The sequence below is a fragment of the Peptoclostridium sp. genome (assembly GCF_009881055.1).
GTDB lineage: Bacteria > Bacillota > Clostridia > Peptostreptococcales > Peptostreptococcaceae > Peptoclostridium_A.
The window spans coordinates 37787-53246 of the sequence record NZ_WXFG01000020.1; the positions used below are offsets into that span (position 1 = coordinate 37787).

Below are 15460 nucleotides of genomic sequence, written 5' to 3' on the forward strand. Positions count from 1 at the left end.
CTGCCTACTCTTCCAATCAAAAGATTTGGATATGCTGTTCTTTGAATCTGAGTATAATAGCTTTGAACTTGCAAGTCAATATGTATAATTTTTTTTTTAGATAAAATTTCTATGGACAGGCTTGCTATATGATCCCGTTAAGCTTTATGAAGCCGACTGCTGCAATGCCTGCTGCAACAAACAGGAATCCTATTATATGTTTTCTCGCTCCCCTTGCGGATTTTACTGAGCTGCAACCGAAGCTTTCTATTACAGCCGGCAAATCCTTCCTTCTTCTGAAATGGCTTCTTTTTCTCTTTGCCATCTGTTCAATCTCTATTGTTATCATGCCATGCACCCCCGACTTTGCTGTCTTTGAATTTATATCATTAAATACCCACTGCCGTAGGGTTTCAAATACTATTTCAAAAATTTTTTTATAAAAAAACGCTCCCAGCCTGTTTAGCCGGGAGCATATATTTTCACTTGAACTGCGGATCCGTTCTGTCAAGCCACTTTGACATCACGTATGTAAGTATTACTGCTGCAAGCAACCTCGACCCAAGAAGTATAAAGCCGTTTGCTCCTACTGCCACGAAAACAAGCGTATCTTCAATTACCGCATGACAGTTTACTAGAAAAAGCACCACAAGCGTTATGTCACGCTTTGTAAGTGAGCCTTCCCTGCTTGATTGTACTATCGCTCCTGCACCGTATGATATTCCGAAAACGAGACCTATAAGCAGGGGAAATGACGCCTGCTTTGACATGCCGAAAAAATCTGTTATTGGCCTGAGCGTATCGGCGAATCTGTCTAGTATCTTGTAGTCCTTGAGCAGCTGCATTGCTACCATGAGCGGTATTACTATGACAGCTATTTTGAATATTGTGCTAAGGCTTCCGAATACGGCTTCTCTCGCTATTTCAACCATTGCAGAACTCCTCCGATGTTGCCGGCTATAATGCCAACTAAAAATGACATAGCAAGCCTAGTTATAGTCATTCCTATCTCATTGACTCCCAGCATTTTCACTACAGCCGTTTCCATGAAGAGCGCATGCGAGAATGAGAGCATGAGTGCTATTGTTGTTATCTGTGGGGCCGTGAGGTTTATAGCGCTCATCGCTCCTAGCGCCGCAAAAAAATTGAGGCAGTTGCCCAGCACCAGCACTATTGCTGCTTCACCCGGCAGATTGAAAAGAGCCATAAGAGGCTTGAATATTTCTGCAATCATTGCCATCACCGGTGTGTGACTCAGTACCGTGACTAGCATGTAAACCGGAATTACAACTTTTGCAAGCAGCAGCGTTGTGTCAATTCCCTGCTTAATCCCTCTTTTTATTGAACCTGTAATCATTGCAATCCTCCTGCTGCCTTGCTTCATCAAAACATTTCTCCAAACTATTTTATTGCGTTGAGATTTACTATCCTGCTCTCGTCTATGTCTTTAACGCTGTTGCAGCCTGTGAGCAGCATTGCCTGGTAAAGCTGGCTCTTGAAATTGTCTATTACGGCTTTGACTCCGTCTTCGCCGCCTCCTACTGCGCCCCATATCATAGGCCTTGCAGCTAGCACTGCATCCGCTCCCAGCGCAATATACTTGAGTATGTCGGCTCCCTCTCTCACGTTGCCGTCTGCAAGTATAGTCACCCTGCCCTTTACGGCTCTGGCTATCGAAGGCAGCACCTCGGCCGCTCCCAGCGTATGGTTGAGTATCCTTCCTCCGTGATTTGATACAACTATTGCGTCCACTCCAGCCTCAGCTGCAAGCACGGCCTCGTCTGCGCTCATTATTCCCTTGAGTATGAAAGGCAGCTTGGTGGCCTTTTTGATGGCTGCTATGTCTTCCATGCTCTTTGGCCCCACAGGCTGTCCAAAAAGTGCCATTGTAACAAGGCCTGCTCCGTCTATGTCCATGCCCACCATTTTGACTCCCGCTTCGTGAGCCATTTCAAGCCTTTTTATAACCTCGTCGTTTTCTCTTGGCTTAATTATTGCTACTCCATAGCCTCCGGCTCTCTTCACGCTGTCAAGTCCTGCCACGTAGAACTCGCTCTTGCCGCTGTCTCCCACCATTGCTATTGTTCCTGCCTTCTTGCTGCCAAACACGACAGCATCGCAGTACTCCTGCTCGCTAAGATAACCTCCCATGTTTATGTCGCTTCCTGTAACCGGAGCACATATAAGAGGCAGCTCAAGCTTTTCCCCGAGCACCTCTATACTCATGTCAGGGTTCTTAGCACTATGAATTGTCCTCAGCACCAGCTTGACATTTTTGAGAGCCTCAAAATTTCTCTTGAATGAATCTCCCGTTCCGGTTCCGCCCATTCCAGGCACCTGTCCTGCACAGTAAACACCGTTGCATTCCTTGCATACATTGCACAAGCCATTCATCCTCTTTATTGCAAGCTGTTTAATTTCCTTCATGTCCATATTTTCTCCCCCTTTATAATTTTAATATTGACATTCTAACAGATTTTTAATTGCTATAGTTATACTTGTTTCATACTATTAATTAATTTTATTTAAGAGTCACTACGGTGACTCCCATGCCGCCTTCCCCGTATTCTCCATCTCTGCTGCTTTTGACATGAGCATGCCTTTTTAGCATTTGCTTAATGCCTGACTTTAAAACGCCCGTGCCCACTCCGTGTATTATAGTGACTCTCTCGAGGCCTGAAATATATGCATCGTCGAGATACTTGTCCAGTTCGTATATGGCCTCTTCAAGGTTCATCCCGCGCAGGTCTATTTCAGTTTTTATACTTTCGGCCTTCCGCTTCATTATCCGTCCGGCCCCGGTGCTTCCTTTGCCGCCGGTCTCTTGCACTGCCATCTCGAGCGATGCGTATGGCAGAGTCATCTTCATTATGCCAATCTGGACCAGTGCTTCCTTTTTTCTGTCGTCGCACGAAAGGACATTACCATTCTGGCTAAGTGTTATGACTCTTACCTCGTCTCCAGGCTTTAGCGTCTTTATTTCTTTTTTTGCTATTTTGGGGATTATTATCTCATCGACTCCTGTCTGGAGCTTGCCCATGGATTTTTTGATATCCCCTCTAACCTGCTCTATTCTTCTGTTCATTTCCTTTGAATAGCCGGCTTTTTCAATTTCCCTGAGTTTTTTTACAAGCTCCTCTGAATCTTCCTTTGCACTCTTTAGTATCTTTTGGGCCTCGCGCTTGGCATCGGATATTATCTTTTCCTTTTGCCTGTTTATGCTCTCGTATTTTTGACGGTATTCTTCCTTTAGCCTTTCAGCCTCATGTTTTTCCGATAGTGTCCTGAGTCTGTCGGTTTCGGCTTGCTGTCTCTTTTGCTCTATCTCCTGCAGCAGATCCTCGAATTCTATATTTTCTGCGTCTATTAGCTCCTTGGCCTTTTGTATGACGTAGTCCTCAAGGCCGAGCCGCTTTGATATCTCGAATGCATTTGATTTTCCCGGCACTCCAATCAGCAGCCTGTAGGTAGGACTCAGCGTTGAAACGTCAAATTCCACAGACGCATTCTCAACTCCGGCTTTTGTCAGGGCGTACTGCTTGAGCTCGCTGTAGTGCGTAGTAGCTATGGTCCTTACGTGCAGACCATGCAGCAAATCGAGTATAGCCATAGCAAGCGCAGCTCCTTCAACCGGATCCGTGCCGGCTCCGAGCTCGTCAAAGAGCACCAGGGAATCCGAAGTGACATTCTCGAGTATCTGGACTATGTTTTTCATGTGTGACGAGAACGTTGAAAGGCTCTGCTCTATGCTTTGCTCGTCACCAATGTCGGCAAACACCTGCTCGAACACGCCCATTGTAGTTCCAAAATCTGCCGGCAGATGGAGGCCGCTTTGGCTCATTAGGCAAAAAAGGCCTACGGTCTTTAGCGTAACAGTCTTGCCTCCTGTGTTTGGTCCTGTGATCACGAGTGTGTCGAAATCTCTTCCCAGCCATATGTTTATAGGCACAACTACGTTGCCCGGTATGAGCGGATGCCTTCCGTTTTTTATTCTGATATATTTTTCAGTGGTTATTTCCGGTTCAATTCCCCGCATTTGAGTGGACAGCTTGCCTTTTGCAAATATGAAGTCAATTCTGCCCAAAGTGTGGGAATTGGCGGCTATCTCGTCAGCGAACTCACCCACTCTGTTTGAAAGCGCTTGTAGTATTCGTTCTATTTCTTCCTTCTCTTTGAGTCTGAGCTCGCGCAGATCGTTGTTCATATTGACTATGGACATGGGTTCGATGAACAACGTAGCCCCCGAGGATGACTGGTCGTGGACTATTCCCTGGACGCTAGATTTGTATTCCTGTTTGACAGGCACAACGAATCTGTCTCCCCTTATTGTGATTATTGCATCCTGAAGATATTTTTGATATGAAGCTGACGTTATAATAGAGTGCAGCTTTGACCGTATATCCTCGTTTTTTTGGACTATTCTCCGTCTTATGCCCTTGAGCTCATGGCTTGCAGTATCAGCAATCTCATTTTCTCCGACTATGCTGTTTTCTATGTCCTCTTCAATATCCCTGAACACAGAAAGCTCCTGGGCCAGCATGTGCATTAGCCCGTACGCCTCCGGGGAGTGCTTGGCAATGAAGCCCTTTATCCTCCTTGCGGCCCTCAGGCAGTCGCATACCATCAGCAGCTGGCCTGGATCAAGCGAAGAGCCGAGCTGTGCCCTTTTTGCAAGATGTTCTATGTCGTGTATGCCTCCAAGCGGTATGTTGCCGCTTTTTAGTATCATGGATTGAGCTTCGCTAGTCTCCCTTTGCATGTGCAGCACCTCTTCCATTTCTGAAGAAGGCATTATTTCTCTGGCATGCCTTGCGCCAAGCGACGATGTTGTCTTATCCACTAGCATGCCTACTATTTTGTTGTATTCTAAAACGCTTAACGCTTTGCTGTTCATAATTGTCTGAAATTCCTCCGTATATGCTTAATAGTTCACCATAAGACTATCATATTTTGGCATTTGAATTCAAATTTTTTTACGCTTTCGTGATCACAATGGCAAGCGTGATATCCTGCCGAGGCATTTTTCGGCTAAATCCGGCTTATTTTTCAACTTGAGGCTATAGCGGGATTTAAAAAAACTGCATTTTGTTGTAATATATATATAATCAGACATCGAAAGGGGATCTCTTTAATGGGCTTTTCAAAAAGAAGAGCAAAACGACAGAGCCGGACAAGTTTTTCCAGATTTATATTTAGAGTATTCGCATTCATAGGCTTTGCCGCCTACTCAATTTTGAGCTTTAAATATTTCTTTGATCCTTCATCTGTTGGCGGATATTTGAAATTGTTTTTTTACATATATCCCTTTTTGTTTTTATCATACATATACAGCTTCAAAGATGATTTTTGCAGGAGCAGCAGAATACTCAAATTGGGCTTCAACTTGATATTCCTCGTTACGGCTTCCCTTGTGACGCTGTTTGTTGCGTCACTTATAATGAATCCGTGGATTATGGAAAGCTCCCGGAACGTCACTTACGTGGTGTTTTTCATGGGCTCCGCCATGTTGTTCGACTTCATAATAATTGAGGCTATGAACAGAAAAAATCCCAGGCATTCCCCAAAGAGAAAGGCTTCTCCGGAATCAGAACCAAATCTTTCTGGAAATATTCAGATTAAAAATGCTCAGGCCCCAGCAACTCAGGAGCCTTCAGCAAGTGAATCTGCCGCTGACGATTCGCTCGAAATAACAGCAAGGCAGGTTGCCATAGTAATAGAGCGTCCGAATAGCTGTAGTTCAGAAAAAAATCGCCCAAAACTGCTGAGCAGCAAGGACGCATTCTAGATTGTTCAAAAACACCTCGCAGCAGTATAAGCATGCGAGGTGTTTACTGTTTATTTGTATTATTAGTAACCGTCGCTGTATGGCGGAGTATCCAGGTCGCTCTCCATCTCATCCTCGGTGAGCACCTCAACAACTCTGGCTCTTATTGTATCCTCGGTTATTGCCCATAAGAAGTCTCCCTTGCCTACAGCTGCAGATGTCTTCCTGCCAGACTCCTCGTATACAAGCGTACTGCTTCCCGAAAGACTTATATTTGTAAATTCTTCGCCATTATCCGTACTCTCGGGCGTCGTATCCAACTTTATGAAGTCTCCGCTCTTTTCAACAACCTTGCCGTATATGCTGTCAAACGGCTTGGAGTTTATTGGCTTTACGAATTCTATCTCTCCGCTTCTAATCCTGGCAACATACGGCCTTTCCTCATCTACCTGACTGTACTCCAGGTTTCTCACCTTGGCACTGAAAGTTCCTTCCACACCGTATTCCACAAATCTCACGTAGGCATCCCCTCCGGACATCCACTTTTCAAGGATGTAGAAAGCCCTGTGAGATGTCGAGCTTTCAGGTACTCCGTTTTGTTCCTGTTCCTGCTCTTGCGGCTGTTCCTGCTCCTCTTCACGCAGTCTGTCTCTGACTTTTGTGCACGCATCAAGCATGCTTATAGCTTCAGCCCGTGTGATGCTCCTCTCCGGCATATAACTGCCATCCGGATAGCCCTTTATTATGCCTTCCTTGAAGCAGTATCCCACAGCCTCTGCAGCCCATGGTGCTATGCTCCTGTAGTCGCTGAATCCGGCTGCCTCTTTTGCATAGCCTTCTTGCTGCACCTTGAGCGCCCTTTGAATCATGAGCGCCGCCTCCTGCCTTGTTATCTGGGCATAAGGCCTTACGGTGTTGTCCTCGTAGCCTGCTATATAGCCTGCGGCATTGGCTTTGAGCATGTCAGCGTAGAACCAGTCGCCTGCAGCGACATCCTTGAAACTCACTGCCTTTATATCGCTAAGTCCCAGCGTTCTGTTCATGAAAGCCGCAAATTCGGCTCTTGTAACTGATGAATCCGGCTTGAATTCGCCGTTATCATATCCCTTCGCGTATCCCTTTTCAAGCCATGTCCTTATTTCACCTTCAGCCCAGTGGCCGCTGATATCTGCCGCGTCCACTGCAAATCCAGGCTGGAAAAACAGGCTTGATGCGCATAAGAATCCTATGAGCTTGCTTCTGAATCTATTCAACTCTTCCATCTCCTTTCAAATTATTGCTTAATATATACCCTATAGCTGCTTATTCTACTCCCCTGTAATAGTGGCCTTTAGTTATTCCCTGCTCCTTAAGGCTGGCATATACTTCAAGAGCCTTTGCATCAAGCCTGTAGCCATTTTTTATTGTGCTTGCGTAGGCCTTGACTATTTCAGCGGCCAGCTTTGGCTCCTCGAGCGATATGTCTATCCTCAAGACGTCTACGCCGCTGCTGTGCATCTCCTCCAGATGGTCAAGCATGCATACCGCCTTGGAATTGTATATAATGCTCCTGCACGAGCCGTCCTTTGAAACCGGAAATCTCTCGCCCTTTTGGTCTTCCAGCAGGTATGTGGAATCATTTTTGCATGCTGCTTTTTTTCTGGATTCCCCGCATGAGCCGTCAAGCGTACCAACAGGACAGTACTCGCTTATCATGAGCTGGACTCGTCCGTATGCCAGCGCCTCGAGTTCCGCATCAGCTTCATTGCGCTCTGCTATTTCCGAGATTTCATCCAGCCTAAGCTCAGGAGACAGACATACCGTCTTGGCGCCATATCCGCTCAGCACATTTACGGAAAATGAATTGAATACGTTGAGGCTGTAGTCTGTGTGCGCTGTCATGCCGTTTTCGCATGCAACCCTTAGCTGGCCCAGGCTGCCAGTCTGGAAATCCGCAATTCCCGACCCCATTAATCTCTTGAAACCAGAATATTCCCAGTTTCTCATTATCCTTGGCAGCGAACACACAAGCCTTGCTCCGGCAGCACTGGCAATTTCAATCGCATCTGCCAGTTCCTCAATGCTTTCATAATATATCATTTCTATGTCTTTAAAGTTAGTGCTTCCAAGAACAGCCTTGAGCTGCTCAGCATTTCTGACCTTCACTCTGAGCTTAGGGCTGTTCTTTCCAAGTCCTTTTCCGCCGCTGGCTCCAGCCTCGTATATGGCCGAAACTCCTCTTGAAGTTCTCCCCCTGTGCCTTACAGCTCTCATATCGTTTAGCTGTTCAACGGCTTCGCGCCTCATCTCGTTTATAATGCTGACAGGCATGCTTAAGCCTTCTTCCAAAGCCATATGGAAGTCATTTATGCTGTATGGCGTATTGCCAAGTTTCTCCAGCTGCTCTTTGACCTTCTGCTCCGAAAGGCTAACCTTCAGGGCCTTTTCTGCCGCCTTGCTTCCCTGAGCGCTTGCCTTGTTTCCGTCGCTGTCGGTGAGCGTGAGCTTGGGATATTCGCCCAGCATCGCTTCGAAGCGTGCGCTCAATTGTATTTTGACTGACTCAATGCCGTTTTCATAAGACTGCCCTGCGCTCTTTAGAAGACTTGCATTCGAGGTCTTGTATATCTTTTCACCGTCAGCAGCTTCTCCTATAAAGTCAATCTCGATGCTCTCGCCTGCATATGCATGATCCTTTATTATGCGGCCCGTGAGTATCCTGCCCACGCTTACTCCAAGGCTGAGTCCGTCACCCTTTGAAAGCCCGTCCTCTAGCTTTATTCCGAGTTTTTTTCTCTGCCTGTCGTAATAGGCCACTTCGCCCAAGTATACGCCTGCGTTGCTGGGCTTTAGCGTATTTATTATCTGGGCATTGACTTTACCGAACAGGTATCCCTTTGTGAAGCCCCTGTTGAATATGGAGTATAAGTCTTTTATGTACTGCCTGTCCGCAAGGATGCTTTCGCCCCTTGCATGTCTTTCAAGGGCTTTTTTGTATATTTTTGTGACTACTGCGACGTACTCCGGCCTTTTCATCCTGCCCTCTATCTTGAGCGATACCGCTCCAGACTCGGCAAGCCTTGCAATTTCATCAGCAGTGCAAACGTCCTGCGGGCTCATGAGGTAGCTACCCTTTGCATTGACCTTGCTGCCGTCAGCTCTTATCAGGCTGTATTCTCTTCTGCACGGCTGTGCACATCGCCCCCTGTTGCCTGACCTTCCGCCTATCATGCTGCTCATGAGGCATTGCCCCGAGTAGCATATGCACAGGGCGCCATGCACGAAAATCTCAATCTCCACGCCACAGTTTTTGCTGATGTGCGAGATCTCTTCAATCGAGAGTTCCCTTGATAGGACTACTCTTGAAAATCCCATGCTTTCAAGGAGCCTTACATCCTCCAGGGAATGTGCGCTCATCTGCGTGCTTGCGTGTATTTCAAAATCCGGCCAATGCCTTCTTACAAGGCTTGCCATGCCAATGTCCTGTAGTATAAGCGCGTCAATGTCCGATTCATACAAAAACTCAACGTACTCTATGAATTTTTCTATTTCAGCCTCCTTGACAAGTGTGTTGACAGTCAAATATACCTTAACTCCCCTTATATGACAGTATTCAATGGCCTTTAGAAGCTCTTCCCTTCCGAAATTGCCCGCAAAGGCTCTTGCACTGAACTCGCTTCCGCCAAGGTATACAGCGTCAGCACCGTTTTGGACCGCCGCAATCATAGCTTCGAACGAACCTGCCGGCGACAGTATCTCGATTTTTTTCAAATTATAACCCCCATTAAATATTTGTACGCTAAAAACCTCCAGAAAGATATAAATCATTCTGGAGGCTGTTATTACGCTTCTTTTTCTAAGTGTACCACTTTCATCTGAAGCTGATAGAGTCTGTTTTGGAAATCAGTAACTATTTCTTCGGCTTCCAATACCTTCTTTTCCTTTTCCTGCATCTGGTCCAGCAGCTGCTGCTTGGCCTGCTGAAGCTGTTCGACTTCGAGCTGATACTGCTTTAGCTTCTCATCATACGTCGAAATCTCGGTCTCAAGCCTTTCTATTGTCTGTTGCTTCTCGTCAAGGGATTCTCCCATTTTTTCAACAACAGTCTGCGCAGCCTCAAGGTCCTCAAGCGGCCCCTTGATTTTACTGGCTATGGAATCAAGCTCGTCCTTTTTCTTGAAAAGCTCGTTGGCTATGTTAAGTGATGTAAGGACAGCAGCCATGGCAGTACTGAGCCTGTGGTTGGACCTTATAACTTCCTGCATCTTTTCATCCACAAAACTGCCTATCCTAATCATGTGCTCTTTTGTTTCGCTGCCGCACATATTGTACTCGTGTCCATTTATTTTAATGCAAACCTTATTCACTACATCATCCCCTTGGCATATACTACTTATACCTTTAATTATATTTTATTTCCATTTAAAATTAAAGCCATTATTGTCATTATGCCAGATATTTTTTGTGAATATTGAGACGACTCTAGTCCCTAAGCTTTGCATCAAGCCTTGCTTCGATTTCCTTTACTATCTTCGAGTGTACCTTTTCCACCTCTTCATCAGTAAGCGTCTTCTCGTCGCTTCTGTACACTATTGTATAGGCTACAGACTTGGAGCCCTCCTTGACCTGCTCTCCTCTGTACACGTCAAAGAGCCTGAAGCTTCTTACGAGTCCCTGGGCATTCTCGCGAATTATATCCTCTATCTGCTTGACAAATACAGACTCATCCACGACAATCGCTATGTCCCTTTCTATTGAAGGATATTTAGGAAGCGGAGAGTATGTCTTGGCTTCCCTGGAAAGCGCAAGCATTAGCTCGAAATCAAGCTCCGCAATATACACTCTCTCCTTTATGCCATAGTTTTCAAGGACATCTGGATGAAGCTCTCCAAATGTTCCTATTGTGTAACTGCCAAATAGAACGTTAGCACATCTTCCTGGATGGAATGTAGGATGGTGCTTTTCAGGAACTATTTCATACTTTGCCAGTCCTATTTTTTCGAAAAGACCCTCTACAATGCCCTTTAGCACGAAAAAGTCGCTGTCCTTTGAATAAACGCCTATACACAGTGATTTCTTCTCAACCGGCAAAGCGCCGTCTGCTGTTGCAAAAGTGTTACCGAGCTCAAAGCCGAAGAACTCCTCTACCTTCTTGGAGTAGTTTGTGCTTATTACCTCCATTATGTTAGGTACGAGGGTTGTCCTCATGACGCTGGTCTCTTCTCCCAGAGGATTTAGCAGCTTCATGAAGTTGTTCTTTATAGATGTTTCCGGCAGGTTTATCTTTCTCACGCCTTTTGGGCTTACAAACGAATATGTCAGTATTTCATTGACGCCCATGCCTGTAAGTGCATCCTTTATGTTGTCCTCGAAGCGCTGTCCTACTGTTTTAAGGCCCATTGTAGTTGTACCGTATATCATCTTCGAGCTTATGTTGTCGTAGCCGTACATCCTCGCTATTTCTTCAACCACGTCAGCGTCAATGTCCATGTCGAGCCTGAAGTAAGGCACAGTTATTTCAAGCATATCGCCGTCCACGCTGCATTTGAACTCGAGCTTCTCGAGCATTTGAGCCATTTCAGACACCTTTATGTCTTCGCCGAGTATCTTGTTTATCCTGGCAACCGAAACCGATATAGTCTTCTGCACGGCCTTATTTTTGTAGTTGTCAGCATAGCCGCTTAGCACGACTCCAGATTCAGTCTCCTCTATTAGCTGTGCAGCCCTGTTAAGCGCCATTTCCACTCTCTCAAGGTCTATCCCTTTTTCAAACCTTGAGGATGCCTCCGACCTTAGGCCCAGCTTCTTTGATGTCGCTCTTATGCTGTCTTTTGCGAAATTTGCGCTTTCTATAAGTATGGTTGTTGTTGAAGAGTCTATTTCCGAATTGGCTCCGCCCATTACTCCGGCAAGTGCAAGCGCCTTTTCCCTGTCGGCAATTACAAGCATATCACTGTCAAGCTCTCTGTCCTTGTCATCGAGCGTCACAAGTCTTTCGCCGCTTGCCGCCTTTCTTACAACTATTGTATCACCGCTTACCTTGTCTCTGTCGAAGGCATGCAGAGGCTGTCCTGTCTCAAGCATTACATAGTTGGTTATGTCTACTATGTTGTTTATAGGCCTCATTCCTGCTTCTATAAGGCTTCTTTGCATCCAGTAAGGAGACGGCTTTATAACTATGTCTTTTACTATTCTGGCTGCGTATCTCGGGCAGAGTTCGTCTGACTCTATGTCTATGTTGAAGCTTATCTGCCCGCCCTTTTCAGCCACTTCAATCTCCGGATATTTCATCACATTGTCAGTTGTGGCAGCTACTTCTCTTGCTATTCCAATCATGGAAAGACAGTCCGGCCTGTTTGAAGTTATCTCGAATTCAATTATTGCATCGTTTATTCCAAGGAACTCAAGTGCGTCTTTTCCTACTATGTCGCCTTCTGAGAGCTTGTCCTCCCAGTCAATTATATATATGCCGTTTCTTTTGCATTCTTCTATCATGTGCTCTGATATTCCAAGCTCCTGAGCTGAGCACAGCATGCCTTGCGAAAGCTCTCCCCTTAGCTTGCCTGTCTTTATCTTGAGTCCATCCGCAAGTACCGCCCCGTCAAGCGCAACAGGCACATAGTCGCCTTCACATACGTTCTTGGCTCCAGTTACTATCTGGAGAATTTCGCTGCCCACGTCAATCTGGCATATTACAAGCTTGTCTGCATTTGGATGCTGCTCTATTCTTTCAATTCTTCCGACAACTACATTTTTAAGCCCTTCTCCAGGCAGCTTTACAGCTTCAACCTTCGAGCCTGTCATAGTCATCATGTCCGCCAATTGCTTCACATCTGTATCTATATCAACATAATTTCTTATCCACTTTAATGGTGCTAACATTTATAACTTCCTCCCTTGGCTTTAATATGGAATCTTAGAACTGGTTCAAGAACCTCATGTCGTTTTCGAAGAGCAGCCTTATGTCGTCTATCTCATATTTGAGCATAGTTGCCCTGTCGACGCCCATGCCGAATGCAAAGCCGCTGTATTCCTCTGGGTCTATGCCGCAGTTTCTGAGTACATTCGGGTGAACCATTCCGGCCCCAAGTATTTCAATCCAGCCTTCGCCCTTGCACATTGAGCATCCCTTGCCGCCGCATTTGAAGCATGTAACGTCTACCTCCGCACTTGGCTCTGTAAATGGAAAGTTGTGAGGCCTGAACTTGATTTTTGTGCCCGGTCCGAAGAAGAGCTCTGCAAAAGCCTGAAGTGTTCCCTTAAGCTCAGCCATAGTTACGTTCTTGTCTACAACAAGTCCCTCTAGCTGGTGGAACATTGGTGAGTGTGTAGCATCAGGAGTGTCCGATCTGAAGCACCTTCCCGGAGATATTATCCTTATAGGCGGCTTCATTACCTGCATGGTCCTTACCTGCACCGGTGATGTCTGTGTCCTGAGCAGCATGTTCTCGTCGAAATAGAACGTATCACTCATGTCCCTTGAAGGGTGGTTCTTAGGAGCGTTGAGAGCGTCGAAATTGTTGTATACAGTCTCTATTTCCGGGCCTTCAGCCACCTTGAAGCCCATGCCTGTGAATATATACTTGAGCTCGTCGAAAACCTGAGTTATAGGGTGCCTTCTGCCTATCCTTATCTGCTTTGATGGCATTGTAACGTCAATAGTTTCTGCCGAGAGTTTCACTAACTTTTCCGCATTTTTAAGCTCGCTTTTTTTTGCTGCTATGAGCTCCTCCAGCTCTTCTCTGACCTCGTTGGCAATCTTTCCTATCAGGGGTCTTTCTTCATCCGAGAGGTCCTTCATTCCCTTAAGTACAGCAGTTATTTCTCCTTTCTTGCCCAGAGCGTTTATCCTTATGCTCTCCACTTCTTCGATGCTTACGCAGCCCTTTATGCTGGAAGCCAATTCTTCCTTAAGTGCCAATAGTTTTTCCTTCAATTTATTCACCCTTTCGCAGTATTTTATGCGTATTCAAATAAAAAAACCCTTCATCTCAATTTAGAGACGAAAGGCTTATGTTCTTCGCGGTACCACTCTAATAGCCTCGATGCAACTTCTTCCATCAGGGCCACTCCTGCGGGCATAACGCGCACCCCACGCCAAGGCCTACTGAATTTTCAGCCTTGATGCTCAAAAGCGAACTTCACCAATGCTTTTTGGGAGTGCTTACAGCCTGTGGCAGCTCCTCTCTTATTCAAAAACACATTGGATACTCTCTTTTTCATGGCATTTATTTTATCAATTTCTTGTAATTATAACATATAGAATTTTTATTTACAATATATGAATCCTGCTATCCTGTACATTAGGATTCCAGCTGCAACAGCAGCATTGAGCGACTCGGCGCTACCATATATGGGTATTTTAACATGAACGTCGGACTCCTTCAGTATCCAGTCCTCTATCCCGCTGCCCTCATTGCCTATTACAAGTGCCGTCTTTTTCTTAAACTCTATTTCATCATAGTATGTATCCGTCTCCAGCATGCTCGAAACCAATTCAAAGCCGCTTTGCCTGATGAATTTCAATGTCGCTTCGCTCTCGTCAGCAAGCAACAGCTTCATATTGAATATAGAGCCCATTGTAGACCTGAGCACCTTTGAGCTGTATGGATCTGTGCAGCCCTTGAGCATCACAACAGCGTCCACACCTGCCGCATCAGCAGTCCTTATAATCGTCCCCATGTTGCCCGGATCCTGTATACGATCGAGCACGAGAATGAAGTTTGCATTTGGCAGCTGGGATTCGAGATCATGCTCATTCAACCTGACAACCGCAATTATCCCCTGGGAATGCTGCGTGTCAGAAAGCTCATCGAGCAACGGTCTTGCCACTTTGAAAATGCGCACCCCTGCTCCACTCAGTTTCAGGAGAAGCTGCTCATGCTCTTCACTCCTGAGATATTCCTCTGTGAACATTACAGTTTCAACCTCAGCTTCAACCTCGAGCGCCTGCTTTATTATCCTGTGTCCCTCGACTATGAATTTTTTTTCCAGATTTCTATGCTTCTTCTTGAGAAGTGATTTTACGTATTTGAACCTTTCGTTGTCCTTGCTCTTTATCTCGATGTACATCTACTCCATAGCCTCTATCTTGTTTATGACTTCGCTCCTGCCTACTACTACCAGAATGTCCTCGCCATTGAGAATCTTATCAGCTGGCGGTGATATGGTTATGCCATTAGGATGCTTTACTGCCATTACGTTTATGCCGAGCTTGGCTCTAAGGTCCAGATCCTTCATTGATTTTCCAACCCATGCCCTTGGAGATACTATTTCCACTATAGAGAAGTCCGGGGACAGCTCAATATACTCCAGTACGTTCTGCGAAACCAGGTTGTGGGCAACCTTAACTCCCATGTCCCTTTCAGGAAAAACAACCTTGTCGGCTCCAATCTTGTAGAGTACCTTTGCCTGCATCTCGTTTTGAGCCTTGCAAAGCACATATTTGACTCCAAGCTCCTTAGCCATGAGCGTAGCCATTATTGATGACTGTATATCCGAGCCTATGCTTACTACGGCCGTGTCGAAATTCCTAATGCCAAGCGACTTAAGAGTCTTCTCATCAGTGGCGTCGGCCTGGACTGCATACGTTACAAAGTCAGATATGTTTTGAATCCTCTCCTCGCTTCTGTCAACCACCATAACTTCCTGCCCTAGCGCATAGAGCGTCCTGGCTAATGATGCTCCAAATCTTCCGCACCCTATTACTGCAAACTGCCTTTTCATACTTTATCCCCT

At 45.9% G+C, this 15460-nt stretch carries 13 protein-coding genes and 2 other annotated features (1 of these 15 only partly in view); of the genes, 1 reads left to right on the forward strand and 12 read right to left on the reverse strand.

Annotated features, from left to right (window positions below; genetic code table 11):
* Positions 1 to 29 (reverse strand) — a binding site (T-box leader); it reaches 186 nt to the left of the window's first position.
* Between the two features lie 95 nt (positions 30 to 124).
* The 5 genes from GT589_RS04640 to GT589_RS04660 form a co-directional block, all read right to left on the reverse strand.
* A complete protein-coding gene (locus GT589_RS04640; protein WP_293396703.1) occupies positions 125 to 328 on the reverse strand; it encodes a hypothetical protein in 204 nt (67 codons plus the stop codon).
* A 133-nt stretch (positions 329 to 461) separates the two neighbouring features.
* Complete coding sequence (locus tag GT589_RS04645) at positions 462 to 911, reverse strand: nucleoside recognition domain-containing protein (protein WP_293396706.1); 450 nt, start codon at positions 909 to 911, stop codon at positions 462 to 464.
* Positions 899 to 1336, reverse strand: coding sequence for a nucleoside recognition domain-containing protein (locus tag GT589_RS04650; protein ID WP_293396709.1), 438 nt, complete (start codon positions 1334 to 1336; stop codon positions 899 to 901). Before GT589_RS04650 ends, GT589_RS04645 begins: the two co-directional genes overlap by 13 nt.
* 44 nt (positions 1337 to 1380) lie before the next feature.
* On the reverse strand, positions 1381 to 2412 hold the full coding sequence (locus GT589_RS04655) for an alpha-hydroxy-acid oxidizing protein (RefSeq protein WP_293396712.1): 1032 nt from the start codon (positions 2410 to 2412) through the stop codon (positions 1381 to 1383).
* Between the two features lie 88 nt (positions 2413 to 2500).
* Entirely contained in the window at positions 2501 to 4873 is a 2373-nt protein-coding gene (locus GT589_RS04660; RefSeq protein WP_293396715.1) for an endonuclease MutS2, read from the reverse strand.
* Between the two features lie 414 nt (positions 4874 to 5287).
* Between GT589_RS04660 and GT589_RS04665 the strand changes: the two genes are divergently transcribed.
* Positions 5288 to 5764 (forward strand): hypothetical protein, encoded by a 477-nt coding sequence (locus GT589_RS04665; protein ID WP_293396718.1) that lies wholly within the window; start codon positions 5288 to 5290, stop codon positions 5762 to 5764.
* Between the two features lie 62 nt (positions 5765 to 5826).
* On the opposite strand, the gene GT589_RS04670 is transcribed toward GT589_RS04665, so the two are convergent.
* The 7 genes from GT589_RS04670 to GT589_RS04700 form a co-directional block, all read right to left on the reverse strand.
* Positions 5827 to 6996, reverse strand: coding sequence for an S-layer homology domain-containing protein (locus GT589_RS04670; RefSeq protein WP_293396721.1), 1170 nt, complete (start codon positions 6994 to 6996; stop codon positions 5827 to 5829).
* A 49-nt stretch (positions 6997 to 7045) separates the two neighbouring features.
* The gene (locus tag GT589_RS04675; protein WP_293396724.1) at positions 7046 to 9493 is read right to left on the reverse strand and encodes a DUF3656 domain-containing U32 family peptidase; all 2448 of its coding nucleotides are present in this window, start codon (positions 9491 to 9493) and stop codon (positions 7046 to 7048) included.
* A gap of 71 nt (positions 9494 to 9564) precedes the next feature.
* Positions 9565 to 10089 carry a cell division protein ZapA gene (gene zapA, locus GT589_RS04680; RefSeq protein WP_293396727.1) on the reverse strand — a complete coding sequence of 175 codons (525 nt, stop codon included), beginning with the start codon at positions 10087 to 10089 and terminating at the stop codon, positions 9565 to 9567.
* 115 nt (positions 10090 to 10204) lie between these two features.
* The gene (pheT, locus tag GT589_RS04685; RefSeq protein WP_293396730.1) at positions 10205 to 12604 is read right to left on the reverse strand and encodes a phenylalanine--tRNA ligase subunit beta; all 2400 of its coding nucleotides are present in this window, start codon (positions 12602 to 12604) and stop codon (positions 10205 to 10207) included.
* 34 nt (positions 12605 to 12638) lie between these two features.
* A complete protein-coding gene (gene pheS, locus GT589_RS04690) occupies positions 12639 to 13658 on the reverse strand; it encodes a phenylalanine--tRNA ligase subunit alpha (RefSeq protein ID WP_293396733.1) in 1020 nt (339 codons plus the stop codon).
* 59 nt (positions 13659 to 13717) lie between these two features.
* Positions 13718 to 13954 (reverse strand) — a binding site (T-box leader).
* Between the two features lie 36 nt (positions 13955 to 13990).
* A complete protein-coding gene (locus GT589_RS04695; RefSeq protein WP_293396736.1) occupies positions 13991 to 14794 on the reverse strand; it encodes a TrmH family RNA methyltransferase in 804 nt (267 codons plus the stop codon).
* A complete protein-coding gene (locus GT589_RS04700) occupies positions 14795 to 15448 on the reverse strand; it encodes a potassium channel family protein (RefSeq protein WP_293396739.1) in 654 nt (217 codons plus the stop codon).
* Between the last annotated feature and the right edge of the window lie 12 nt (positions 15449 to 15460).

Bases quoted from the DNA above. Each gene is read 5' to 3' on its own strand.
- GT589_RS04640 (WP_293396703.1), bottom strand. From the start codon at position 328: ATGATAACAATAGAGATTGAACAGATGGCAAAGAGAAAAAGAAGCCAT.
- GT589_RS04645 (WP_293396706.1), bottom strand. From the start codon at position 911: ATGGTTGAAATAGCGAGAGAAGCCGTATTCGGAAGCCTTAGCACAATA.
- GT589_RS04650 (WP_293396709.1), bottom strand. From the start codon at position 1,336: ATGATTACAGGTTCAATAAAAAGAGGGATTAAGCAGGGAATTGACACA.
- GT589_RS04655 (WP_293396712.1), bottom strand. From the start codon at position 2,412: ATGGACATGAAGGAAATTAAACAGCTTGCAATAAAGAGGATGAATGGC.
- GT589_RS04660 (WP_293396715.1), bottom strand. From the start codon at position 4,873: ATGAACAGCAAAGCGTTAAGCGTTTTAGAATACAACAAAATAGTAGGC.
- pheT (WP_293396730.1), bottom strand. From the start codon at position 12,604: ATGTTAGCACCATTAAAGTGGATAAGAAATTATGTTGATATAGATACA.
- GT589_RS04695 (WP_293396736.1), bottom strand. From the start codon at position 14,794: ATGTACATCGAGATAAAGAGCAAGGACAACGAAAGGTTCAAATACGTA.
- GT589_RS04700 (WP_293396739.1), bottom strand. From the start codon at position 15,448: ATGAAAAGGCAGTTTGCAGTAATAGGGTGCGGAAGATTTGGAGCATCA.